16 protein-coding genes are annotated in these 26807 nt (G+C 49.0%); 3 read left to right on the top strand and 13 right to left on the bottom strand.

The features are described from left to right. Positions 1-237: 237 nt before the first annotated feature. Together sdhA and PPA03S_RS15010 are read right to left on the bottom strand one after the other, a co-directional pair. Positions 238-1980: a succinate dehydrogenase flavoprotein subunit gene (sdhA, locus tag PPA03S_RS15015; RefSeq protein ID WP_062324116.1), complete on the bottom strand. Its 1743-nt coding sequence runs from the start codon at positions 1978-1980 to the stop codon at positions 238-240. Between the two features lie 42 nt (positions 1981-2022). Beyond that, positions 2023-2691, bottom strand: coding sequence for a succinate dehydrogenase cytochrome b558 subunit (locus PPA03S_RS15010; protein WP_062324215.1), 669 nt, complete (start codon positions 2689-2691; stop codon positions 2023-2025). Between the two features lie 304 nt (positions 2692-2995). On the opposite strand from PPA03S_RS15010, the gene PPA03S_RS15005 reads away from it, so the two are divergent. After that, positions 2996-3919: a LysR family transcriptional regulator gene (locus tag PPA03S_RS15005; protein WP_062324115.1), complete on the top strand. Its 924-nt coding sequence runs from the start codon at positions 2996-2998 to the stop codon at positions 3917-3919. 60 nt (positions 3920-3979) lie between these two features. Here the strand turns inward: PPA03S_RS15005 and PPA03S_RS15000 are convergent, their stop codons facing one another. Next, a complete protein-coding gene (locus PPA03S_RS15000) occupies positions 3980-4651 on the bottom strand; it encodes a potassium channel family protein (RefSeq protein ID WP_062324114.1) in 672 nt (223 codons plus the stop codon). A gap of 17 nt (positions 4652-4668) precedes the next feature. Continuing rightward, positions 4669-6003 (bottom strand): TrkH family potassium uptake protein, encoded by a 1335-nt coding sequence (locus PPA03S_RS14995; RefSeq protein WP_062324214.1) that lies wholly within the window; start codon positions 6001-6003, stop codon positions 4669-4671. Between the two features lie 474 nt (positions 6004-6477). Here PPA03S_RS14995 and PPA03S_RS14990 point away from each other — a divergent pair, with 474 nt between their 5' ends. Next, the gene (locus tag PPA03S_RS14990; RefSeq protein WP_062324113.1) at positions 6478-8175 is read left to right on the top strand and encodes a CPBP family intramembrane glutamic endopeptidase; all 1698 of its coding nucleotides are present in this window, start codon (positions 6478-6480) and stop codon (positions 8173-8175) included. Here the strand turns inward: PPA03S_RS14990 and uvrC are convergent. Together uvrC and trxA are read right to left on the bottom strand one after the other, a co-directional pair. Further along, complete coding sequence (uvrC, locus tag PPA03S_RS14985) at positions 8144-10231, bottom strand: excinuclease ABC subunit UvrC (RefSeq protein ID WP_062324112.1); 2088 nt, start codon at positions 10229-10231, stop codon at positions 8144-8146. The two genes, PPA03S_RS14990 and uvrC, sit on opposite strands and share 32 nt — an antisense overlap. 515 nt (positions 10232-10746) lie before the next feature. Continuing rightward, positions 10747-11064: a thioredoxin gene (gene trxA / locus PPA03S_RS14980; RefSeq protein ID WP_036605788.1), complete on the bottom strand. Its 318-nt coding sequence runs from the start codon at positions 11062-11064 to the stop codon at positions 10747-10749. A gap of 263 nt (positions 11065-11327) precedes the next feature. Here trxA and PPA03S_RS32885 point away from each other — a divergent pair, with 263 nt between their 5' ends. Next, the gene (locus tag PPA03S_RS32885) at positions 11328-11483 is read left to right on the top strand and encodes a YqzM family protein (RefSeq protein ID WP_090810527.1); all 156 of its coding nucleotides are present in this window, start codon (positions 11328-11330) and stop codon (positions 11481-11483) included. Positions 11484-11599: 116 nt separating this feature from the next. Here the strand turns inward: PPA03S_RS32885 and dnaI are convergent, their stop codons facing one another. The 7 genes from dnaI to PPA03S_RS14945 all read right to left on the bottom strand — a co-directional run bounded on the left by dnaI (position 11600) and on the right by PPA03S_RS14945 (position 26776). Then, entirely contained in the window at positions 11600-12550 is a 951-nt protein-coding gene (gene dnaI, locus PPA03S_RS14975; protein WP_062324111.1) for a primosomal protein DnaI, read from the bottom strand. A 228-nt stretch (positions 12551-12778) separates the two neighbouring features. Continuing rightward, on the bottom strand, positions 12779-15580 hold the full coding sequence (locus PPA03S_RS14970) for an alpha-mannosidase (protein ID WP_062324110.1): 2802 nt from the start codon (positions 15578-15580) through the stop codon (positions 12779-12781). 4 nt (positions 15581-15584) lie between these two features. Next, positions 15585-18758 (bottom strand): beta-galactosidase, encoded by a 3174-nt coding sequence (locus PPA03S_RS14965; RefSeq protein ID WP_062324109.1) that lies wholly within the window; start codon positions 18756-18758, stop codon positions 15585-15587. After that, a complete protein-coding gene (locus PPA03S_RS14960) occupies positions 18755-20074 on the bottom strand; it encodes a glycoside hydrolase family 125 protein (RefSeq protein WP_062324108.1) in 1320 nt (439 codons plus the stop codon). Before PPA03S_RS14960 ends, PPA03S_RS14965 begins: the two co-directional genes overlap by 4 nt. Before the next feature lie 292 nt (positions 20075-20366). Next, positions 20367-23534 (bottom strand): alpha-mannosidase, encoded by a 3168-nt coding sequence (locus PPA03S_RS14955; RefSeq protein WP_062324107.1) that lies wholly within the window; start codon positions 23532-23534, stop codon positions 20367-20369. 4 nt (positions 23535-23538) lie between these two features. After that, positions 23539-25887, bottom strand: coding sequence for a glycoside hydrolase family 3 N-terminal domain-containing protein (locus PPA03S_RS14950; RefSeq protein WP_174532135.1), 2349 nt, complete (start codon positions 25885-25887; stop codon positions 23539-23541). Between the two features lie 34 nt (positions 25888-25921). Next, positions 25922-26776: a carbohydrate ABC transporter permease gene (locus PPA03S_RS14945; RefSeq protein WP_245683632.1), complete on the bottom strand. Its 855-nt coding sequence runs from the start codon at positions 26774-26776 to the stop codon at positions 25922-25924. Positions 26777-26807 lie beyond the last annotated feature (31 nt).

Here is a 26807-nt window from a genome sequence, read left to right as displayed (position 1 = left end):
GAGTCGCTTTACTGAAAAGTAGCAATAATTCATTCTGAATGGGCAGTAACTTTGTAAAGCTTGGCGAACGCTTCGCTTCTTCAGTATTCTTCTGCCTTCTCCGTTCAGGTGTTAACTTTTAGATCATGTAAATATAAAATAAAATCCTCTTGGTGTTATGCAGTAAAGGCGGGCGCTTCGCTTCTTCAGGACATTTCCGTCTTCTCCGCTACGTCGTGCACTCAAGAGTCGCTTTACTTAGTCCTTCGAGTAGTCCCGGATCCGTGGAGGGATCAGGGAAACGTCTACAGGCTCGTACGAGATTTTTGGGCCTTCCTTCGACCAAGTAGCGATCGTTGTTTTCAGGAATTCCTCGTCGTTTCTTTCGGTGAATTCCGGTTTGTAATGCGCTCCACGGCTTTCGTTACGCAGCAGTGCGCCCAGAGTCATCGCTTCTGCCAGTTCAAGCATGTTCCACAGTTGACGGGTAAACGCCGCACCCGGGTTGTTCCAGCCGGAAGTGTCGTACATGTTAATTTTGCCGTAACGCTCTTTCAATTCCTTGATTTTGCCGATGGTCGCTTCCAGTTTATCGTTGTACCGTACCACCGTCATGTTCGCCGTCATCCACTCCCCAAGTTCTTTGTGAATGACATAGGCGTTTTCATTGCCCTGCATGTTCAGGATACCTTCGTATTTATCGGTTTGACGCTTCGTGTAACCGTCAAATACGGAGGAACTGATATCTGCAGACGATTTTTTGAGTCCTTTGATATATTCAACCGCTTTCGGCCCAGCAACCATACCACCGTAGATGGCGGATACGAGAGAGTTTGCACCCAATCGATTGGCGCCGTGATATTGGTACTCGCACTCCCCGGCTGCGAACAGCCCCGGAATGTTGGTCATTTGATTGTAATCTACCCACATGCCGCCCATGGAATAATGGACTGCCGGGAAGATTTTCATCGGGATTTTACGTGGATCATCACCCATGAACTTCTCGTAAATCTCAATGATTCCGCCGAGCTTCACGTCCAGCTCCTTCGGATCTTTGTGGGACAGGTCAAGATACACCATGTTCTCGCCGTTGACGCCGAGACCCATGTCCACGCAGACGCTGAAAATTTCACGAGTCGCAATATCACGAGGAACAAGATTACCGTATGAAGGATACTTTTCCTCAAGGAAGTACCAAGGTTTACCGTCTTTATAGGTCCAGATCCGTCCACCTTCACCACGAGCCGATTCGGACATCAGACGCAGCTTGTCATCGCCTGGGATGGCTGTCGGGTGAATCTGAATGAACTCACCGTTTGCGTAATTTACACCTTGCTGATACACCGCACTTGCGGCAGTACCTGTATTGATGACCGAGTTGGTCGTTTTACCGAAAATAATACCGGGACCACCGCTCGCCAGAATAACGGCTTCTGCCGGGAACGTCTGTACCTTCATCGTTTTCAGGTCCTGCGCTACGATTCCGCGGCAGACGCCTTCGTCATCTACAACGGCCTGCAGGAACTCCCAGTTCTCGTACTTCGTCACAAGACCCGCGGCTTCCCAGCGACGTACTTGCTCATCCAATGCGTAGAGCAATTGTTGTCCTGTCGTTGCTCCCGCAAACGCTGTACGGTGATGCTTCGTTCCACCGAAACGGCGGAAATCGAGTAATCCTTCTGGTGTCCGGTTGAACATTACGCCCATCCGGTCCATCAGGTGAATGATGCCTGGTGCCGCTTCACACATCGCTTTGACTGGAGGCTGATTCGCCAAAAAGTCGCCGCCATATACTGTATCGTCAAAGTGTACCCACGGGGAGTCACCCTCACCCTTGGTATTTACCGCACCGTTGATGCCGCCCTGGGCACATACGGAGTGGGATCTTTTAACGGGAACCAGTGAAAATAAATGAACATGGACTCCGGCTTCAGCCGATTTGATCGCCGCCATCAATCCCGCGAGACCTCCGCCCACAATAATTACATTAGTTGATGCCATTGCTGTTCACTCCCTTATAAGTCAGCATTTATGTCTAAATGCTTAAATCAGAACTGTCTTAACTGCGTCAATCATCGAAGTTGCTACCTGGAAATCCATGCTTCGGAAAGCAAGCAGCGATGCGATAAACATGATGGCTACGATTGCAAACAAGCTCATGCAGATGTAGGAAGATACACGCTGCGCACGTGGACCGACGGTAATTCCCCAGCTAACCAGGAACGACCACAAGCCGTTGGCAAAGTGATAGGATGCCGCAACCACACTGATCAGATATAAAATAAACGTTACCGGGTTCATCACGATGTCATGAATGACACCGCCAAGCTCTTCGTGTGTGACATTCCCTAGCGCAACCTGGAAACGAGTCTCCCAAACGTGCCAGATGACGAATACAAACGTAATGACACCGCTGACGCGCTGCAACGTATAGCGCCAGTTGCGCTCATTGCCATAACGTCCCACGTTAGGCTTGGCCTGATAGGCAATGTACAAACCATATACACCGTGATAGAACAGCGGCAACCAGATGAGAAGCGTTTCAAGTACAATCACGAGCGGCAGGCCATTCAGAAATGCAACTGCATCGTTAAAGCCTTCTTTGCCGCCTTCAACTGCCGAGAAGTTCGTCACCATATGCTCAATGAAAAACAGACTGAGCGGAATGACGCCAAGCAAGGAGTGCAGCTTTCTGGAGTAAAACCCTTTCATAAAATGTCGATCCCCTTTCGCTAAATACAACGTTTTCATAAATAAAATTCGTTTATCATGACACAAACCTTTCCCAAGGAAAGGTTCGACAAATTGTTCCGTTTTCTTCAGGTGTGAACAACTTGTGTCACGACTCATGTTACTCCTTTTTTTCTTATAAGGGAATTGCAATATAATTATTAAATGTTATAACCTATAGGTATAAGTTGTAAACATCGGATGTGCAGGCCATACAACATGGTGAAGTATTTGACAAGGATATGCCTCACAGCCCCGTACGCCAGTAGAAAAGAGGTTAGTGCTTATGTTCGAAGAACTAAACGCTTTTGCTGCAGTTGTAGAGCAGTCCAGTCTGAATCGTGCATCCAAATTGCTGAATCTGTCACAGCCCGCGCTGTCACGCAAAATCGCCAAATTGGAGGATGAACTCGGGGTGGCGCTCTTTCATCGCCGTGGTAAACGACTCGAGTTAACCAGTGTGGGCCAGGTTGCCTACACTTTTGCGGTAGAACAGAAGCAGCAGCAGCAGAAATTTTTGACCATGCTGGCCCAATACAAGGATGAAGAGCAAAGTTCAATTACGCTCGGTGCCAGTCTAACGACACTTCAGACCACCTTACCACCTCTGGTTAATGCATTTATGGAGAAACATCCGAACGCGGAGATCAAGCTGGTGACGGGGAAAACCCATGAGATCGTCTCTTTTGTCCGGGACAAAAAAGCAGACGTTGGCATTGTTGCCTCTTCAATTAGTGAAGCCGGGCTGAACTGTGTTCCGCTCTTTGATGATCATCTGGAGCTGGTTGTGCCACTAACCCATCCCCTTTCCGGCCAGGAGGCGGGAATGGAGCATTTGCAGGATCTGCCGATGATTACGTTCTCCAAGGGTACATGGTATCGCAAATTAACGGACGACCTGTTCCAGCGCTGCGCCGTGATGCCCGATATTCGCATGGAGATTGATTCGTTCGAAGCCATCGTCCGCCTTCTGCCCACCTGCAAAGCCGCAGCGCTGCTGCCCAAGTCATACCTCCGCCCTCAATTGCTTGCGGATAATGATCTTGTCTCTGTGTATTTGCCACAACTTCAACAGACCCGTCGCACCACCTGCATGATCTATGGTGAAAAGGAAGACCTCAGCGAAACGTCCAGACAGTGGGTCAGGGAGACGGCTGCTTTATTCACAGCAAAGGCGCCGCTGCCCTCACGGAGGACCACGACGCCTTAGCCATTATATCAATTCGAATGCCGAGCTCTATGCTCGGCATTCATATTCCGTATCGATAGATCAGCCCTCCTGGCTGATCACCTCTTCCTCAAACCGATCAATGTCATCATTCATGCCAATAATCACCATGATATCCCCCATCTGAAGCGAGTCCAGAGCGGTTGGGGCGATTATGACCCCGGTTTCCTTTTGCAAGGCTACAATGCTGCAACCAAAGCGTACTCGTGCATTCAGAGTGGACAGCGTTTTATTATGCAGACAGGCTGGAACCTTCATCTCTACAATACTGTAATCATCGGATAATTCGATATAATCCAGCAGATTTGGGGTGACCAGTTGATGGGCAACCCGGATGCCCATGTCACGCTCAGGGTACACGACACGATCAATTCCCAGCTTATCCAGTGCCCGTCCATGAAGAACCGAGATCGCCTTGGCCACAACCGTTTTTACGCCGAGCTCTTTCAATAGAATGGCAGTGAGAATACTGGTCTGGATATCCGCACCGATGGCAACGATGCAGCAGTCGAAATTGCGGATGCCCAGGGAACGCAGCACTTCTTCATCGGTTGAGTCCGCGACGACGGCATGGGTGACCAATTCACTCATGTCTTCGACAACTTCTTCATTTTTATCAATACCCAGCACTTCATAGCCAAGCTCCATTAATTCCTGTGCCAGACTGGAACCAAAGCGCCCAAGCCCAATCACTGCAAACTGCTGTGTTTTCATTGTTCTTCACGAACCCCTCATCCAATAATCATTTTGCCTTCCGGATACCTGTACAACTCTTTACCCTTTTTCTGTCCGAGTGCATACGCGAGTGTAATAGGTCCAAGACGCCCTGCAAACATGGTGAAACAGATCAAAAGCTTGCCGATCGTGGTCAGCTTCAGCGTAAGTCCCATAGACAAACCGACCGTACTAAAAGCTGATGTTGTCTCAAATAAAATCGTCAGAAAACTGCTGTCTTCCGTTGTACTGAGCACCATCGTGACCGCGATAATCAGCAACAGTGCGAGGAGCGTAATCGTCAATGCTTTGAAAATCCGTTCCTGTAAGAGCCGGTACCTGAAAAAGACAATATCTTCCCTCCCACGAATCATCGCGACAACAGCCCCGATCATAATCATAAAGGTGGTCGTTTTGATCCCGCCTCCCGTGGAACCCGGAGAGGCCCCGATAAACATCAGTATAATGATGAAAAACTGCGTTGCCTGCCTAAGGCCCGCAATATCAACCGTATTGGCACCTGCCGTCCGCGGCGTGACCGACTGGAAGAACGAACCGAGAATTTTACCACCCCAGTTCAACCCACCAAGTGTCCGGGGATTACTGAATTCAAATATAAAAATAACCAGTGCTCCAAATACGATTAACAATCCTGTTGTCAGCAATACCACTTTGGAATGCAGCGACAGCTTCTTTGTCCTCCGATACTCCACCAGATCAGACAGAACGACAAAACCGATACCCCCTGCAATAATCAGGAACATGGCTGTAAAATTCACCAGCGGATCATATACATACCCCGTTAAGCTGCGGAATTCTCCGAACATATCGAAGCCGGCATTGTTGAACATGGAGATGGCATGCCAATATCCATAATAAATGGCCTGCCCCATTGGCATGTCGAACGACCAGCGAATGGCGAATAACGTGCCACATATGCCTTCCAAAATGAGCGAGTAGATCACAACCTTGCGAATAAGGCGGACAATTCCCTCCATCGTACTCTGGTTCATCGCTTCCTGCAAAATCAGCCGCTCACGCAGTGAGATCCGCCGTTTGAATGCAATCGCCACCAGTGTCGACATCGTCATAAAGCCAAGGCCGCCAATTTGAATCAGGATTGCAATTATGATCTGACCCAACGTCGAAAAATGAGTACCCGTATCCACTACAACCAGCCCCGTTACACAGACTGCGGAAGTCGCAGTGAAGAGTGCGTCAATAAAAGAAAGGCTGACCCCGCTTCGACTGGATGCCGGGAGCATCAACAGAAGTGTCCCGAGCAATATAATACCCGCAAAGCCTAGGACCAGAATTCGGGGTGGTGATAGACGCATCCATTGAACATTCATTTTCACTTGAGTATCATCCACCTCTGCCAAAAAGAAAATGACCCCACGACGTGGAGCCTTTCTCCGAAGCGCTTTTCCCAATGACTTGACGGAATACCCAAGCACTTGAAAAGCCACATTTCGGAGCGTAAACATGTATGATTTTCGCTGTAACACATATACATTAGGTTGAAATACATTTTATACTTTCTATTCGTTCCCTTGTTAACCTAAAGACATGCGGAATATTGCACATTTGCTTCAAAATTATAAGCGCTACGGCCTTTGCTTACAAAACGATTTTTCTGTAAATAGCATCGAATTCCGCCAAAAAGGGAAAAACTCAGATATGGCGATGGATGGATCAGATTGTTTCGATCGTTTTCATTCGTTTTCATGCATTTGCACGACTTCTCGTTTCATCATTGGCATTCAGGGCTTGGCCTGTGCTATGTTTACTTTAATATCCATATTAATAAAGGAGGACAATATGAAATGAATCCCTTAGGGCAGCCTTTGGTACTCAAAGCCAACTTCAAGCGTCTGGGGTTGCTTGCGGCGATTGGTCTGATTCTGTTTTTCGTTTTTCAAATCTTCCCCGCCACCTCTTCGCAAACGACAGACATTCAGTCCACTTCCTTCATAAGCAAGGAAAAAGCGGCGGAGTCGGCACGATCTTTTGCAGCTTCTCTACCCGACTATACTCTTCCGACAGATAACGGAAATGAACTGGTGACGTACCAGACTCATTCCGATATTTATGGGTATATGGCCAAAACCAAACAGTTAGAAACCTATAACAAGAAATGGGAAACAACCTATCCTTACGATGTGTACCGCGTTCGTTTGCCCGATCAGGACAAAGGCGGTTATTTGAATGTTGACGTACATATGAGAACAGGAAAAGTGGTCGGTTTTAAGCGCGAACTCCCTTCTTCCCTGTATGCATCCATTGAGGCTGAGCAGGACAAAAGCAAAGTGAATGCTGCCCAACGCTTAGCTGAAGATAACCTTTCCCTAAATGAAAAAGAGCAGCTTGCCGCTGGCGTACTTGGCGAATTTGGGTATACCGTCTCGAAACTCCAGCTAGATACCCGTGAAGAACAAGCCGGGCTGCAATACACAGATAATGAAAAGCAAATTGGAGATTCCAAGCTGGAACTGAATTTTACGTTTGAAAACGGAGCCGTTCGCTCCTTCGAATCAGTCTTCTCGGTTCCTACCTCCCATACCGACTATGTACAAAATCAGACCCGGCAAGCCAACTGGATGACTTACGGCGGTTATGCTTTCCTGACCTTTGTGCTCGGCGTACTCGCGATCATTTATAGCATTCTGACGAGAGCACATACGTCGTTCAAACGCGGAATCGTTCTATCCTTGGTTTACTTTGCGGCTTCGGTGATCGGTACCCTCAACATGATTCCGCTCTTTCAGGCGCAGGGTCTGTCCAACTTTATGCTCACGTTCCTAATGGTAATGCAGGCAGGGATAACGCTGGTGATGAGTGCAACCATTTATCTCTCGCTCGTTGCCGGTGACGGCATGTGGCGCAAAATCGGTTTGAATCCTTGGCCGCGTGCCAAAGAACCCGGATACGGAAAATATGTACTGCACAGTATGTATACAGGCTACTTGTGGGCATTGATTTTGCTTGGCGTGCAATCTGTACTGTTCTTCATTCTGGAGCGCAGTATTGGAAGCTGGTCAACCACATCGGCTGACCAATCCACGTACAACATGAGTTATGCCTGGATCTTCCCGATTATGGCCTGGATGGCCGGGATCGGTGAGGAAACGGTCTATCGTCTGTTCGGGATTCGCATGATGCAGAAGGTTGTACGCAATACGTTCATTGCCTGCCTCATCCCAACATTGATCTGGGCTCTGGGACATACCCTGTACCCGATCTATCCGGTCATCACACGTCCAATAGAGCTCACTGTCATCGGACTTTTGTTCAGTCTGATCATGCTGCGTCACGGCTTCATCGCCGTTGTATTCGCACATGTTATCTTTGACAGCCTGTTGATGGGCCTCAGCCTGATTTTCATGGGTGATGTGCTGAACATTTCCGCTGGACTCTTCTGGATTGTGCTTCCGGCCATCGTCGGGTATGTCATCTACAAGATGAATCCAAACAAAAAAGAGAAGCCGTATGTTACGACTCCTCATCACGAAGTGCTGCAATAATCTGATTCGCCAACTTGTCACCAATAGATAGAGGCCGGAAGTCTTCGACGCTGGCCTCTTTTATTTTGCGCAAAGAGCCAAAATGCTTCAGCAGCAGCTTGCGCCGCTTTTCTCCGATCCCTGGAATGGCATCCAGACGTGAAGTCACCATCGATTTGCCACGCTGCTCGCGGTGGAACGAAATCGCAAAACGGTGGACCTCTTCCTGAATCCGCTGCAACAGGTAGAACTCCTGACTGTCACGTGGCAAGTTGATGACTTCCGGCGGGTTGCCGATCATCAACTGTGAAGTCTTATGCTTCGCATCCTTCACGAGACCGCATACCGGAATAAACAGCCCCAATTCGTTCTCTAAGATGTCCACGGCAGCCGAAATCTGGCCTTTGCCTCCGTCGACCACGATCAGGTCAGGCTGGGTCAGATTTTCTTTCAATACCCGCTCGTAACGGCGACGGATAACTTCTCGCATCGTTTCATAATCATCCGGTCCTTCAACCGAGCGTACTTTGTATTTGCGGTATTCCTTCTTATCCGGTTTACCATCGGTAAATACAATCATGGCCGATACCGGATTCGTTCCCTGGATGTTCGAGTTATCAAAAGCCTCGATCCGACGCAGCTGATCCAGCCCAATAAAGCGTCCCAAACCTTCAGAAGCTTTAGAGGTTCGCTCTTCGTTGCGTTCGATCAGGCGGAATTTTTCCTCCAATGCTACACGCGCGTTATCCACAGCCATCGTGATCATCTGCCGCTTCAATCCGCGCTGCGGAATGTGGACTTTAACTTCCAGCCATTCCTGCAATGCTGCTGCGACCTGAGAAGGATCTTCAAAACCTGGAGGTTGTTTATCAGCCAATACATCTTCTTGCGCAATAGCGTCGTCCTGAATAAACATCTCCATTTCTTCCGCTTCTGCTTCGGTTTGGATATTCCCATAAGAAACACGGGACTCAGCAACACGCAGCTCAATTGCAGAATCTTGCGCCAATCGTGTTTGTTCAGACTCAGCTGTCACCGCGGCAGGTACCGCTCCATCATCATCGAATACATTATCCCCAGTGGCATCACCAACTTCCAGATCTTTTGGCATTTCTGGCAGTAAAATTTCCTGTGGCAATGCTGGATTATCACTGTAGTACTGGGTCACATATGACATAAAATCACTGTATGCCTCTCCATAAAACGGGAACGTCGACACGTGGCGCTCAATCATTTTCCCCTGACGCATATATAGAATCTGGACACACATCCAGCCTTTATCAATGGCAAAGCCAAACACATCGCGGTCTCTGGCATCCGCCATCGTAATTTTTTGTTTTTCCATCATCGCATCAATGGCGATCACCTGATCGCGAAGTTCCTTGGCACGTTCAAAATAAAGATCCTCAGCCGCTTCCTGCATCTTGCGCTGCAAATCTTTCTTGATTTCCTCATGCCCACCGCTCAGAAAGGAACTAATCTCCTGCGAAATCTCATCATACTGCTCCTTGCCCACTTCCTTTACACAGGGAGCAAGACACTGACCCATATGATAATACAGGCATACTTCCTTCGGCATGACGCCGCACTTGCGCAACGGATACATCCGATCCAGCAGTTTTTTCGTTTGGTGTGCCGCGTACGAGTTCGGATAGGGTCCGAAGTATTTGGCTTTATCTTTGAGCACCCGCCGGGTCACTTCGAGCCGGGGATGCTTTTCGTTCGTAATTTTAAGATAAGGAAAGGTTTTGTCGTCCTTGAGCAATACATTGTACCGCGGCATATGTTTTTTGATCAGGTTACACTCCAGAATGAGTGCTTCCATATTACTGCCGGTAACGATATATTCGAAATCACGGATTTCGGACACCAATCGCTGTGTCTTTCCGTTATGGCTGCCGATAAAATAAGATCTTACGCGATTCTTCAGCACTTTGGCCTTACCTACATAGATGATGGTACCTTCACTGTTTTTCATCAGGTAACAGCCGGACATGTCGGGCAGCAAAGCCAGCTTATGGCGGATCTGCTCCAGTGCTTTCTCCTGTTCCTCCAAGTTTTTGACGAATTCATCCATAATTCGGTGGGTCCTCCTTCCCGAAAAAAGTATAAATAAAGGTTACACTGTACCACTCCGATTGCAATACCATCTTCCGATCGCCGTTATCCCCGGATTTTCTATGAGTTCCTTTCTATATTACTTGAATCTAAAGATAATTCACACCGACACTACGTTGACAGAACAACCTTCCAATCGCTGTTATCCCCAGATTTTTTCGATTCCCTTTTTACAAAGGGAAAATCCGGTGATAGCGTATGCTTCCGATGCAGCTTTCTTTCAGAAAGCTTTAGGCGAATGCTTCGCTTTTTCAGGTTTTTTCTGTCCTCTCCGTTACTGTGTAAATAATTAGTTCCATTAATATATAAGGGAGAAGTCTTGGGATAAATGACAAGCGCTTCGCTTCTCCAGATCGGTTCTGCACTCTACGTTATCGTGTAAAAATAATTATACTTTATATTGTCCTATATAAAAGGTTTCGACGCAAAACGCCCCCGGCGCATAACCGGAGGCGTATGTGAAATCTTGGTTAATTATTGGTGTTTTTCGATAATTCCTTTGAGCGCATCTTTCGAGTTCAGACCAACCACTTTATCAACCGGTTGACCATCTTTGAAGAAGATCAATGTTGGAATGCTCATTACGCCGAAACGGGAAGCAGATTCCGGATTTTCGTCCACATTGACTTTAGCAATTTTCACTGCATCGCCAACTTCGGTGGAAAGCTCTTCCAGGATTGGAGCGAGCATTTTACAAGGACCGCACCAAGGCGCCCAGAAATCAACAAGAACCGTTCCTTCGCCTTCGACTTCAGCGTTGAAGGATTGATCGGATACGTTAACAATAGCCATGAAATTGTCCTCCTTATATATACTTACGGTTTATTTTAACCTGTAACGTCGTGAACGACACTTCCAGTATAACACAGGTAATCTAATCTTGTGAAATGAACGGATCAATGTTCATCTTCCCAACATCAAATCTTCACAATTGAAAAACTTGCACGTTCGCTGCAAAATCTTTACAAACGCTTTCTTTTCCAAGTATACTAAAATTACTCCGGGCTTCAGACCCCTGTAAGGGCAAGCTGTTATCCCCATAAGGAGGCAATACCATGGATGCAAATGTGCGGATCAACGACCCGCGTGAACATGTGAACGAGGAACCCCGTAACGATCTGTTTGATCTGATTGCGGGAGTTGCTGGCATGGCCGGCCTGATGACGGTTATCTTTTTCGGAATGGTGATTTTCAAATTTATCACCGAATAGGATCTTCAGGCTGAACGCAGGCCAAAAAAGCCCGGTTTTCGCGACAATGCGAAAGCCAGGCTTTTTTTGGGACTATATGAGTAAAAAATAGATCAGATCGGTAACATAAATAGGAATTAACGTTTGCCCCGCTGGTTCTCACCCCGAACGGAGATCACATCCACAAACGGACGAATCCGGTCCATCAAGCGCTGGCCTTTATTCATTTCCTCGCCGTCTCTGCTGGTGAAGCTAAGATGTTTCTCCAGCCCATCCAAGTTGTAGTTGGACGTGTAGAATGTAGGCTTGCGATTCATACGGTAGTTCAAAATGGAACCCATCACATGATCCCGAACCCAAGGGTTCAGATTCTCTGCCCCAATATCATCAAAGATGAGCAGATCACAGCTTTTCAGAATATCCGTCGTTTCCTTCAGCTTGTTTCCTTCACTGATCATGGATTTCAGGTCCTCCACAAAATCAGGCATGTAGATAATGACACCTGTGTGGCCCACAACCGCGAGTTCATGCAGCAGATAACACATCAGAAACGTCTTGCCCGTTCCAAATGATCCTTCCAAAAACAGTCCTTGCGGAGACAATCCATTCTCCTTGGTCTCGTTAATATAACGCAGAACCTGATTCACCGCCGGAGCACGCATCCGATCCTTGCCCATAATTTCCACATCATTATAACCTGCATTGAGCGCACGCTCGTCCACATAGAAACTGCGGATTCTCTGTTTGATAAGATGCTCATTTTGCCGGGCGATATGTTTGGAACAAGGTGCTTTTTTATCTATAATTTCGGGTTTACCGTTAAAATGCTCTACTTCCAGTTTGCAAAAGTGACCCTGGAAATCGTTAGGACAGTTGTCGAGTCCCGGACAGTTCGCACAGTTCTTCGAATCTTTGGCATACTGATACAGCTTGCTCAGATCGGTAATAAGCTGTGCATCTTTTAGTTCAGGATGACCTGCACGGAATTCGCGTACGTACGGATCTTCCATCAATTCCGCCGCAATCCGCCGCGACTGTTCACGAAAGGAAGGATTCAGCTGCTGAAGCAGTCCTCCCAAGGATTCCATGGCTTCAAGCCCCCTTAATAGTATCAATATAGAATGAACAATTGAATTTTACGATGACCATCATAATGGAGGGTTACCTTCGATCGCTTGTAATTCTACTGTTCATTCTATATAAACTTGAGGAATAACTCAACATTTTCAGCTGGAAAAGCATTATCCATTCCATGACAGTACGCTGAACTCCAGGTAGAGCCTTGCACAAAGATTGATCCGATCACGCTTGCAAAATTAACGACGTAGCCCCACGGTAACAATCTCACAAGGTCCGGCCTGCAGAGCCCACTCCTTGCTGCTTAAGGCAGTGGAAGATTCGTTTTTAATAGAAGAATTCAGCTTCCCTGTCTCTTCCTCGAGAATGTTGCTCTGATATGCATCTTCCAATGCTTGCGGAATGGACTCCGAAGCAGCAAACTTCAACTCCGTCGTATTGGATCGCATATTATACCAACGCAGCATCAGGTCACCCGAATCCTCGTTCACCTTCAGGGAAGAAAACGCAAGACCGTCCCCTTGCCACTCAAACGGTGTGTTGCTTGGCGTCAGAAAACCCGGGTGTACGTTCGTTTGAACCACAGTCCATGGAATCTGGAACTGGTAAGCTTCCGTGTACGCTCCGGATGTTGCTCCGTTCCCGTCATGAGGGATAATCTCCAGCTGGAAGGAATGCTCGCCGAGACATTGAGCTTCCGGTGTAGGGAACAATCCCCAGTCTCCAAGCTCTCCCACGGCACGAAGCAGTGTTACGGCAATCGTATTCCGTCCATCCTCAAGAATCTCATATTCATTCAGACCCAGATTGGCTACAACCAATCCAGCCTGATCCTCACTCACATCAACAAAACTTTGCTGATGCTGGGTGTTGCTCGGATTCTGCCATTCCGGTGCAGGCGTATTATCACGAGTGGCAATTTCGAACATCGAGTCAACGTGATGAACAGCCGCTGTCAGATCCGTTGGGAAGAGTGCCCGCACCCGATGATCCTTCGCCTGATTGTTGAAGGTGGTTTCGAGCTTGATGCCTTTTCCACTGCGGCTTAACGACACAACGGTTCGGATCTTGAGCGTAACCATTTGTTTGGAACGTTGCGCTTTACGATGCGGATAATAGATGAGTTCCCGCTGCTCACGATCAAGCGTTTCGTCGGCCGATTCAGGAATTTCCCAATGATGAACAATTTCGTACGAAGCTCTGTAAGGCGCATCTTCGATAACCCGAATTTCTGCCCGAAGATCCTTCGTAGTCAGTGCCACTTCGTTCTCCGGCTGTTTGAACATGTACTCATTGCCGATATCACCGACATTTTCATACACGCCAAGATCTTTATACGTCTGGCCTGTCCGTTTATCTGTGAGTGCAAAAGATCCATTGTCTGCAATATTTACGATCAAATATTCATTTTCCATGCTGCGTTCACCACGCAGCAGTGTATTTGAATTCGTAGTGGTATCCACAGACTCCCCAGCAGCATTGCTGTCCATGCGAACCAAGGCATACGTCTTCAGGCCAAGTGCAGGCACGTTCTCTGCTTCAAACGTAATGCTGACCCGACGGCAGCTATATGGCTGACGGAATCGATCATCCGGCAGATCATAGCCGAATTGCAGACCCAGATCCTCCACCGTACACGGAACTGCCTTGCCTGCTTCATCCACCAAAATACGACCTGACAGGTCGATGGCGTTCATTTTGGCTGCCATATCTTCCAATGAGTAACCTTCGCGGAAGTACAAACGGGCTGCATCCAGCTCCATCTGAACCACACCGCTGCGTTCCCATCCCGAGGTGTTAAACACAACCACAGGCCGCGCTTCTTCACCATATCGTTCAAAGGTTGAAGTATCCACGGCTGCAGCGATTTGGCTGGTACTATCCTCAATCAGGGCCTCAGCGACATGACGGCTCTTATCAAACCGGGTGACCATCTCGCGATGCACCTCGTCTACGCTACAGCCACAGATGCTGTCATGTGGATGATTCTGCATCAATGTTTTCCAGGCATAGGTAAACTGATCATGCGGATATGGATGACCCAGCAGATGTGCGAACGAAGCCAGTGGCTCAGCCACCTTTTCCAGCATGGCTTGGCCCAGCTGGTTCATCTGTTTCAGATAAACGCGTGCCGAAGCCGTGTTCACCAAGGTTCCCCAGCCATCGGTACGCTGGCTGCGCAGCTCTCCTTTTACAACAGACAGCTCCTGAACCGCAGATGCTTTCAACGCTGACAGATAGTCCGGGAAATTGGAGTGAACAAACTCGATATCGGGATATAACTGTTCAGCCATACGGATGGCTTCAGGCAAATCCTTCTGAATCGGCTGGTGATCACATCCGTTCATGTACAGCAGTTCATTGGTCGATGCATATTTTTCCGCGTCAGCCAGCTTGGTTTCCCAGAACTTGCGGGCCGAAGCTTCATCCACCGGAACCTCATTCCCGTTAGAATACCAGTTGGCAAATAGAACACCAAGTACTTTCGATCCATCCGGGCCTTCCCACATCAGCTCTGAGAAACTGGATTCGTATCCATCGTCAGATACCATGTTGTTGAAGCCCGTTGGCTTCACGCCTCGCCCGAAAAAGACATTATCGATGCCCGATTGCAGCATAAGCTGCGGCGTCTGTCCTACAAGTCCGAACGTATCCGGAAAGTATCCAATCTTCGAAGGTGTTCCGTAACGTTTGGCATCCCGATGTCCGACCTGCATATTACGTACGTTCGCTTCACCACTGGTCAGGAAGGCATCCTGCAAAATATACCAAGGTCCAATGACAATCCGGCCATCACGAATATGCTTCTCCAGCCGTTCCTTCTGCTCAGGTCTGACCTGAAGATAGTCATCGATGATGATGGTCTGGCCGTCCAGGTAAAAACTTTTAAAATCCGGTCCCTGATCGAGCTGATCCAGCAAAGCATCCACCAGCTGCACCAATCTCATATGATGTTTCTCATACGGCAGATACCATTCGCGATCCCAATGTGTATGAGAAATAATATGTGCTCTCTTTGATTTGCTTGTCGGTTTGGTCATTGCATTATTCCCCCTCTACCTCTTGTTGTACAACCTCTACTTCATCCGGACGATACACGGCTTGCAGCTGTCCAGCAGCATCTGTGGCAAACAGCACCGAGCGATTTTTCTCCAACAGGAACGTATATATGATTCCGGTACGCGTATCTCTGATTTTCACCTCATGATCCAAAGCAAACTCCGATACAAATACATACAGATTCCCTTTCGGGAAGCTCAGCTTCCGGCCATAAATCCCTGCCAGGTCACCGCCAGATATCCATTCCAGTTCATTCTCAATGCCAGCCAATTCTGACGCATATCGATACAGGTCAGCCAGCGGCTCATCCCGGCCGTTCAGCTCCAGCGGTAGCGGGCTCCAAATCAACTTGCCTTTGCCTAATGGCAGTACTGCTACTTCATCAGGTGTATGATTCTCCACATGAAGCAACGTTTCCTTCGCCACTTCGGCAATCCGGCGACGACCATACGTGACGCGGTGATTCACCCCGTTAATATTCAGCATTTCTTCCCGCTGTACGTTGCCCAGACTGCGCTGGCCGACAAGATGATCTGCCCGATCACTTCTCTTCCAATAAGCATCCAACCCGAGCGGCCCAGTAATAAGCAGCGCAGCTCCTTCATTCTCCGCGAAGTTCAGCAGCTCGCTTAACGCATCGCTGTCCATATTGTGCGGACTTGGAACCATGATCAGCTTCGGTGGTTGCTGCTTCAATGCTTCCAGATGGTACTCGGATACAGCCCGGAATGGCTGCTTCAGCTCATAAGCCATCACACGGGTCAATTTGGTGGTTGCATCGTAAGCCAGGGAACGGTTAGAAAAATCGTTGGAATACGGGAAGACCACCGCAATTTCCTCCAGCTCGCGATCAGTAAACAAATCTCGAATCTGTTCCATGAATCTGCCAAAATCGTAAGACACATCGGCTTCAGGTTTTTCTGTACCATCCGCTCGCAGCGCTCCAATATGAGATTCATTGGCATTATCCATATAGAAGTTCGTATTCCAGATCCATTGCACGGCTCCGGCACCGCCTGTTGAGAAGGCATAAGCGTATTTGCGCTCCAGAATGCCGTGAAGCTCTTCCTCTGTGCGTTTGGCCCGACCATCCGGGGTTTCCACATACATGATGCCTGTCTCCTGAATGAGATTGGGTTTATGTGGTGTTTTGGCGAAAATACCGTCCCAGATCAGGTCATCGTTAAGCCACCATGAATGCACGGTTGTATAATCCACTTCTCGTTCATAGAAGAACGGAGAAGGCCGCTGTGCTCCAAGAGCTTCATCCTGTCCCACCGTGACCAGATGATGGGGAACGAGATCCTTGATCGTACCTACAAGCTCTCTCGCCCAAACATTATGCATCTCCATGGAAAAGAGACAATAATCGAGCCAGCGTGTTCCTTTTTTAGCCTTGTGCATATCCTGTACATCGAAATTGATCTCTTCCGGTTCAGGAATGACTGCTGCGGTAAAATCCGGGAGCTGCTTAGGTGACATGTTCCATGCCTCCTGCAGCGCTTCAATCGTCTGATGCCGCTGCTGAAGCCAGTCGATAAACGCCTGCTGCTCATATGAATCCCTTGCCGAACGCGGCCCATCGGAGAATATGCGCACAGGATCAAACATCGACGGTTCATTAATCAAGTCCCAGTCCACATGTGTGGAATGTCTGTGACGACTGACAATGCTGCGGATGAATCGTTTCTGTGCATCTACGCTCTGCGGGTCCAAATATGGATTTGTTCCTTCCCACGTCTCGGGTGTAAAGGAGAAAAAGGTAAACGTCACTTGAAGGCCATGCCGTTTTGCCGTTAACAGGAACGCATCAATAGCACGCAGTACATCCTCGGACATGTGACCATCCACCTGCATCATGTTGCGATAGGCAGTCCAGATTCCGGTCCGAATCCAGTTGATGCCGGCTTTCGCCATCTGTGCCATATCCCGATCCCACACATCCGCGTTGGGAAGGAACAGGAATTTCCGTGCCACATCAGAGGTCATGTAAGTCATACCAACAACAGGCAGCGGACGACCGTCTTTGATAAAATAATCTCTGCTGCGTGTAATGACTTCCCCTTCTGCCAACAAGGCTGCGTCCTGACCCCAGAAGCCTTGGCGCAGGATGCGAACTTCTCCATCAGGCGCCTGAACACGAGCCACGATTCGGTACAGCCCGCTCTCGATTGAAACCGGAAGAAGAATGCGTTCAAAACGCTGTTCACCGGAAACTTCCATCTCGACTTGATGATTCCATACCTTCTCCACCGTGCCGTTTGTGCGATCTTCCCGTTCAACGCTTAAATCAAACGTCCACAGCTCTGGCTCACTTCGTCTGCTGCCCGCACGCTGTAGAATTTGGGTTTGGAGGATCAGTGAAGCTCGTTCACCCAATTCATACGAAGCGTAGTTCGGCTTCAGAGATATCTCGGTCACACCTTTGGCGCAATACTGCGCCCAGTTCACCATTTCGGCTGCTCCATTCTGTTCCCAGAAGGCAGCCGTCAAAGGCAGATGCACAAACAGCCAGCGCGAACCGGCAAACGTACTGCGGGAGTTTTCCCATAATACGATTGGGGCAGCGATGCTCCGACCATCCTTGCTGATGCCGCGGAGCAGCGGAGAAATCTGCGTGCTCATCGGACCTGATGAACCCATTTGGTGTGGCAAATCGCTTGTTTTGGTTGTGTGGGGTACCAGATTCCACGTATCCGCACTTTCGAACAGTTCCTCTTTGCCTGCAAGAAGTGGAATATTCTCTGATGAAGTTAGTGAATGCACTCTGGCTGCGGATACCTTTAACGCCTCATGAATGTAAAGTTCCTGGTGATACGCCGTTTGTTCCGTCTCGGAAATCCATGTTCCATTCTCCTTGCGTACAGGACGTTTGAATGGTGCGCCACCAACGCTGATCAGACTTCCGCCCTGATGTAAAAAAGCTGCAATTTCGGTCCAAGCCGATTTGGGAAAATAGGGCGCATGCAGATTCACGAAACACCCTTCACCAGCCGCCCTGCTCAAAGCCGAAACCAATTCTTCCGCGTCTACAACGAGGATCTCTTCCGATGCTTTCCATGCATCAAGAGCACCTTGCGTTGGCAAAGTGCCTTCCACCGGAAACGCTGGATCAGAGAAAATAATCAGCTTGGTTCTCTTCACCTGTGCGCTGCTCATAGCAAGCCATCCTTCATGGATTTATAGACCAACTGGGAGAACAAACTGTTGGACCAAGCAAACCATTTTCTTGTAAAAATCGTCGGATCATCAGCATGGAAACCTTCATGCATATATCCTGTATCCGCATCTGTTGCTTCCAGCATCCGAATGATTTCGAGCTTCTCTTCAGCAGACTGGGCCGTCAATCCTTGCATGGACAGACCCATATGCCAGATGTAATCCGGCGGTGTATGCGGGCTGCCGATTCCTTTGGCAACTTTGCCTTCATAATAGAACGGATTCTCTTTGCTGAGCGCAAAACGTCTCGTATTCTGATAGATCGGATCATCCGCTGTAACGTAGCCAAGATAAGGAATGGACATCAGTCCCGGTGTACCCGCATCGTCCATCAGGCAGTAGTTGCCGAAACCATCCGTCTCATAAGCATAGATCGGGCCAAATTCAGGATGACGGTAAATACCATAAAGCTGAATACCATGATCTACTTCGGCTTCCAGATCCTTAAGCTCCTGCAGGAACTCCATATCCCGGAATACCCACTCCGCGAACTCCTGCATCTGACGCAGGGCAACGACGGCAAACATATTGCCTGGAATGTTGTAGTGGAAATCGCACGCATCATCACTGGAACGGAAACCGGACCAGATCATGCCTGTGTAATTGACGGGCATGCCTCGTCCGTTATTGCGGATGGAATCCGTAGCAATGCCGTTGTTGCGGGTAAAGCTATATGGTGATTGCTCCATGTGATGCTGCTCCACCCGGAACAAATCCACGATTTTGCGCATGGCGGCTTTGAAGCTGGAATCGAAAATATCCGTCAGTTCGGTTTCCTTCCAATATAAATAAGCGAGCCGCACGACAAAGCACAAGGAATCAATCTCGAATTTGCGCTCCCACACCCAAGGCGACATCTCGGTTACGTCGGTGGTGTTCCAGTGCCAGTCATTAGCTGTCTCGTTGAAGGCGTTGGCATATGGATCAATATGAACATACTGGATGTGGCGCTTGATCAGACCGCCAATAATGCGTTGCAGGTCCTGGTCTTCCTTGGCAAATGGAATGTAATGCACCACTTGCTCCACAGAATCACGCAGCCAGGAAGCTGGAATATCGCCAGTGATGACAAAGGTCGTGCCGTCGTCCATTAATTTCGTTGTTGTTTCAATCGTATTCGGAAAACAGTTCTTGAATAGCTGAAGCAGCTTCGGTCGATGCGCCAGCTTCTGCTCCGCTTCTTCCATTACAGCCTGTACGGCTTGTGGCAATGCAACAGGTGGCATCGGTATTTTGGGTAATCTGAATTGTTCCATGAATGAGTGCACTCCTTAAACAAATTGAATGGTGTAGCCGTAGCAAGATAAACCCATTAACTGTACACTAGGACACTACGATTGCAGTACCATCTTCCGATCGCTGTTATCCCCAGATTTTTTTGATTCCCTTCTCCAAAGGGAAAATCCGGGGATAGCGTATGCTTCCGATGTAGCTTTCTTTCAGAAAGCTTTTAGGCGAACACTTCGCTTCTCCATCTGGTTCTGCCCTCTCCGTTATCGTGTACATGTTTTAGTTCATCTTACATAGCTCAAAGTATTTCAAAAAGGTTTACCGTAGTAACACGGTTTTTATTTCGTAAGGTTTAAAAGACAATGTAATCTGACCATCGGTACTGGCCAAAGGCTCGCCCGCTTCTTCCAAAGCATTGGAGAGATAAGCTTGCTCAAATGCATGCGGCCATTGCAGCGTCACACGTTCACGGGTGCCCGAAGACTCATAGAAACGGAGCACTGTACCGTTTCCTGCCTCTGCCGGTTTGACCGTATCCAAGATGACATGGCTGCTATCGAATTCAATCCATGCTCCAGTGGACGGACGTGCTGGTACCGCATTTGCAGTTGGATCTACTCCAGCCCCTGCGCTCTGCTGTACTTGATCCCTCGGTTGCATCTGTTCCGATTGCTGTACAGTCACTTCATGGTTCAGTTCGGCTGCCCGCCGTACCGTATGGGCAGTTCTCCAGTCACCTTCATGTGGATACAGGGAATAGGTGAAGTCATGTTCGCCAATATCCGCAGTCCGGTCAGGCCATCTCGGTGCACGCAACAAGGAGAGACGAATTGTGCTTCCCTGAACGTCGTATCCATATTTGCAATCATTGAGCAGACTGACGCCATATCCGTGCTCGGCGACATCTGCGAAGCGGTGTCCGCACACTTCATACTGGGCTTGCTCCCAACTCGTATTGCGATGAGTCGGACGCTCCAATGCACCGAATGGAATTTCATAGGTCGCTTTGGAAGTCACTACATCGATCGGGAAGCCTACTTTGAGCAATTTATGATCTTCATTCCAGCTTACATGGCTCTTGAAATCGATCCGTCGATTGTCATGATAGAACACCATATCCTGTGTAATCACAGACTGGTGAAGCTTCCACTGAAAACGAAGTACGTCCTTCGTAGTACCTGCCAGAACCAGTTTCTTCTCCACAAGCTCCACTTCTCCAGCAACCTGAGCCTCATAACGGCTGTCGATATCCCAGGCATCCCAGAGCGTCGGACGGTCATGGAAAAAGTAAAATTGATTGCCGCGTTCACCCGGCTTGAGAATCTCTCTTTGTGCTGTCTTGTCCCACAAGCGGGATATCTCGCCACGATCGTTAAACTGCACATGGTAATACGCAGTTTCCCATGTATCTGTAAATTTCTTTTGCCCGGCAATGCTCGCCATTTCCCGTACCTTCGTTTCCCTTGCGTTTTCCGGTACGAGCCAAATCGTCTTATGACCAAACGCTGGAATGTCCGTCACCAGAACCGAAATTTGGCTATCTTCCCTGTCCATTCGCAAACGCTGACCTTCTTCATCTATGACGTAACGATCCAATCCATCGTGCATTTGAAGTTGAACAACTTCACTTCGAGTCCAGCCGAGGCTGTTGAACACAACATAAGGTATAGAACCCTCTGGCCCCTGCGTGTTAATTCCCCTCGTTAATGAGGAAACCCCTTGATTCAGTCCTGCTCTACCCAATTCAAATACCCGGACATATTCCTCGTCTGAAGTTACATACGATTCGGTAATGGCCGAACCTGGGATAATATCATGGAATTGATTCAGCAAAATCAGTTTCCAGCCATCATGCAGCGCCGAACGTACTTCCGTTTCCTGTTGTGCCTCCATATCCGGCAGCGCAAGTGTGTTCCAGAACTCCGCTTCCCGATAAAGCACTTCAGCCTTCCGATTGTTACGCTTATTGCGGCCATGGGTCGTGTAGGTACCCCGGTGAAGCTCCAGATACAAGTCGCCATGCCACTTCGGAAGATCAGGCTGTGCCTTCTCGATTCCGGCAAAAAAGGCTCCGGCGGTGCTGTACCCATTCTTCGGCTGTCCCACCATCAACTCGGATCGATCCACGTACTCCAACATCTCACGCGTCACGCCGCCGCCGCCATCCCCATGCCCATACAAAAGCATATGCTCCGGATGCGCCGCCTTCTCGCGGTAAGACTGCCAATGATCATGAATGTCCTTCGGCAGCGTATGCTCGTTGACACCATGATTGAGATAGGACAGGATGGACGTGCCATCAATGCCTACCCACTGGAACAGATCATATGGAAACACGTTCGTATCATTCCATCCGAGCTTGGTCGTCATGAAATACTCCACATTGCCATGCTTCAAAATCTGAGGCAGGGAAGCGCAATAACCAAATGTATCTGGCAGCCATTCAATCTGTGATGTTTTGCCGAACTCCTCCATATAAAAACGCTGACCATATAACATCTGACGAATCAGGGATTCCCCGCTCGGAATGTTCAGATCGGGCTCAACCCACATACCGCCAACCAGTTCCCAGCGTCCTTCCGCAATGCGCTTCTTCACCCGTTCATACAGTTCGGGATCATGTTCCTTCAGAAAAGCGTACAGCAAAGGCTGGCTCTGGGAATAAACATAATCGGGATATTCATTCATGAGTGCATCCACCGTGGAGAATGTACGACTGGTCTTGCGCACCGTCTCACGTACAGGCCACAGCCAGGCAATATCAATGTGCGATTGCCCCACCATATGCTCCAAACCTTCGGCGTTTCCACCAATCTCTCGCACTTCATGGATCAATCTTTCTTCGATACTGTGGATGTCATTCCCCTGCTTGACAACCTCTTCTGTCAGACCCACAAATTGATCCATCGCCCGATAGATCGCTTCCAGCAGGCGCACACGGCGAAAATCACTTTCCGGCAGCAGCACCGCGGAATCACGCACAATCGTGACCGTGTACATCAGACTGCGGACAGGTTCATTTGGTCGCACCAGCAAACTGCTAATCGATGTAATGGGAGGCTGAATAACCGCCTGTTGATTCAATGGATCGACAGGCTCGGGTACCGGATCGAATAACTCAATCTCAAGTTCAGGCTTAGCCCCTATTCGGGAAGGGTCAAGTGTTACATACGTATGATTACGATCCAGCCCCTGATAGGAATGTCCATTCACCCGAAGCAAGCCTTCCCCACCGGATTCAAATACAAGTCCGTAAGGTTCCTTCTGCCAGGAGGCAGGTACTTCCAGCCGTGTCCGGAAGAAATAGGTCGTTCCCTGATCACTCGGAAAACGATTCAATCCCTCGCCTTCTGGATAAGCCTTCTGATCCTCGTATTGTCCTGGCACTTTATAATAAGCACGGGTGATATCCCAGCTGCGCAGCTCCATTTGCTCCAACCACTGACGTTCGGACAACTCGCGAATAAATCGTCTGATGCGTTCCATTTCCTTACGCCTCCTCTACTGTCAGCTCGGCGAACTGCGTATCGTTCACATGTCTTCCGATATGAATATCGAATTGTCCTGGTTCAACCACAGGCTTGAGATCACGACCGATATATTGCAGCTGCTCTGCTCCAATATCGAAGGCTACCGTCTTCGTCTCTCCAGGTTCCAGACCCACTTTTGCAAACCCCTTCAGCTCTTTGGCTGGACGAGCCACTCGGCTGACCACGTCGGATACATACATCTGTATGACTTCTGCACCTCTGCAAGACCCCGTATTGGTGACCTCCACCGATACGGTGACTTTCTCGTCTGCTGTCATCGATTCTGCACTCAGCTTCGGCTCGCTGTAATTGAAAGTAGTATAGCTAAGCCCATATCCGAATGGATAACGAGGCTCCAGATCCTCTTCCAAATAACGCTTGCCGCGTGAACGTTTGCCATTGTAGTAGATCGGTAATTGCCCCACATGCTTCGGAATGGATATCGTCAATTTGCCGGACGGATTCACTTCGCCGAACAAAATATCTGCGATGGCATGCCCACCCTCTTGGCCTGGATACCATGCTTCCAGAATGGCATCAGCATGTTCATCCACCCAAGGCTCGGTGATCGGACGACCGTTGATATAAACAATAACAAGTGTTTTGCCAAGCTTGTGGATCTCCTGAATCAGCTCCAGCTGGACTCCCGCGAGTCCCAGCGTCATACGGTCAATGCCTTCTCCACACTCCATGTCATTCCATGAGTTATCGGACACATTGGAAGCACCGGTCTTCAAGTCGATCGTTCCTTCACCAAAATCACGGGCACTCGAGCCGCCAACGACCATGATGACCGTGTCAGCCTGACGTGCCGTTTCTATCGCATGCTCGAACCCTTCTCTCGAGTCGCCCTTAATGCGACATCCCGGTGCATAGAGCACCTGATCTTCACTATTCGAATGTCCATCTATGCCTTCCCCTGCGTGCCCACTTTGACTAACAGCAAGCTTACTTCGGATGCCATCCAGCACCGTAGCCACTTTGGATTTCGGTTGGGGGGATGTATAATCGCCCAACTGGTTATAGGCTTGGTCTGCATTTGGACCAATGACAGCAATTCGGCCCGCTGTTGCCGTCGACAGAGGCAGAACTGCAGCTTCATTTTTGAGCAAGACCACACCTTCTGCAGCCAATTGGCGTGCCAGTTGAACATGCTCCGCACTGCCAATGACTTCTGCCGCTCGATCGGCATCCACATAAGGCTGCTCGAATAATCCCAGCTTGAATTTCAGTGCCAACACGCGGCGGACAGCCTGATCCAGTACATGCATTTCAAGTTTGCCTTCCGAGATCGCCTGCACCAGATATTGTCCAAACATCTCACCTGACATTTCCATATCAATACCTGCCTGAATGGCCTGTACGGATGCTTCCAATCCATCTGCCGCCACATCATGCCCACTTGCGAGCATGTTGATGGCACCACAGTCCGTAATCACCAGACCGTCAAAACCCCAGTCTTTTCGCAGAACATCATCCAGCAGTTCCGTATGAACCGTACACGGGATACCGTCGATTTCGTTATAAGCCGGCATAATGGATTGAGCGCCAGCTTCAACCGCTTTGCGGAACGGATACAGATCTACTTCCAGCAGCTCACGCCAGCCCATATGCACCGGTCCAGCATTGCGTCCACCTTCCGAGCTTCCATAACCGACAAAGTGTTTCAGTGTAGCCGCTACTGCATCCTCCTGGTCCAAACGCTCACCCTGAAGTCCTTGCACGGAAGCAACAGCCAGCTCGCCAATAAGGTACGGGTCTTCACCAAAACATTCCTCGGTACGCCCCCAGCGTGGATCACGTACAACATCCAGCACCGGAGAATACGTTACCGCACCGCCTTGAGCACGCGTCTCGCGAGCAACCGCCCGGCACATTTCACGGTACAGATCCACGTTCCAGGTACTACCCAAGAGCAGGGGAACCGGATAGACCGTACCGTCAATCGCCATATGTCCGTGCGAGCATTCCTCTCCGATCAGAATGGGAATCCCCAGTCTGGAATGCTCTACAGCATGGCGCTGAATGATGTTTACTGCTTCTGCCCCTTCTCTGGCAGACAGTCCATTTTCAAGCGTAACACCCGTCCATGGATCTGCACGAAGGGCACCATACAGGGAGCCTACGCCCCCGTTTTCCACCTGCTGCTTAAAGGATTCATTCAGCGTGATGTTCCCTTGATCATTCGTATATGTCTGCCAACCAAAAGGCTGGATAAGTTGACCCGCCTTTTCCTCCGTCGTCATTAAGCCCAGCAGATGTTCTACTCGCTCTTCCACAGATTTGCTTTTGTCCTTATATATCATCATCCTTCGATGCCTCCACCCTATAGAAGTGATTCGGTTACTCTTTGACAGCTCCGACCGTCAGACCCTGTACAAAGTAACGCTGGAAGAACGGATAAGCGAAAATAATCGGCAACGTGGCGAGAACCACCATCGCCATCCGTGAAGTATCCTGCGGGATGGATTGCATCGCAGCCAGACTCATCGAGCTGTTCGCCGAGTTCTGCTGGATGAACTGGATGCTGGACTCGATCCGCATCAGCATGGATTGCAGCGGTACGAGGTTGGGATTATCGATATATAACAGCGCATTAAACCAATCGTTCCAGTAGCCGAGCGTACTGAACAATCCGATCGTCGCCAGCCCCGGCAGAGATAATGGAATGACAATTTTGAGAAACGTATAAAATTCTCCGGCTCCATCAATTTTCGCCGATTCAATGACCGCATCCGGTACACTGGTCGAATAGAACGTACGCAGGATCATGATATAGAAGGCATTCATTGCAAGTGGCAGGATCAATGCCCATAAGGTATCTTTCAATCCAAGAAGCTGGGATACGACCATATAGGTCGGAATCATCCCGCCGTTGAACAACATGGTCAGGATGGCAAATATGGAGAAAAATCTCCGATAACGGAAGCTCTTGCGGGAAATCGCGTAAGCATACAATGACATTAGAATTAAACTGACGATGGTACCCAGTACCGTGACCAAAATAGTTACCCCGTACGCACGCAGCAGCGTGTCTCCACTCTGCCAGACAAACTGATAGGCTGCGAGACTCCACTCCGCCGGAATGAGTCGGTACCCGTCACGGGCCAGTACCTTCTCGTCCGTGAACGAGATGATGACCACAAATACAAAAGGAAAAACACAAATCAAAGCGAATAGTCCGGCTATGATGTTCATAATTACGTTCCAGCCGCTGGATACATGATGG

The organism is Paenibacillus pabuli NBRC 13638 (genome assembly GCF_001514495.1).
GTDB lineage: Bacteria > Bacillota > Bacilli > Paenibacillales > Paenibacillaceae > Paenibacillus > Paenibacillus pabuli.
The sequence above is the reverse complement of the archived record's forward strand: the minus strand, read 5'-3'. Positions and strand labels throughout refer to the sequence as shown.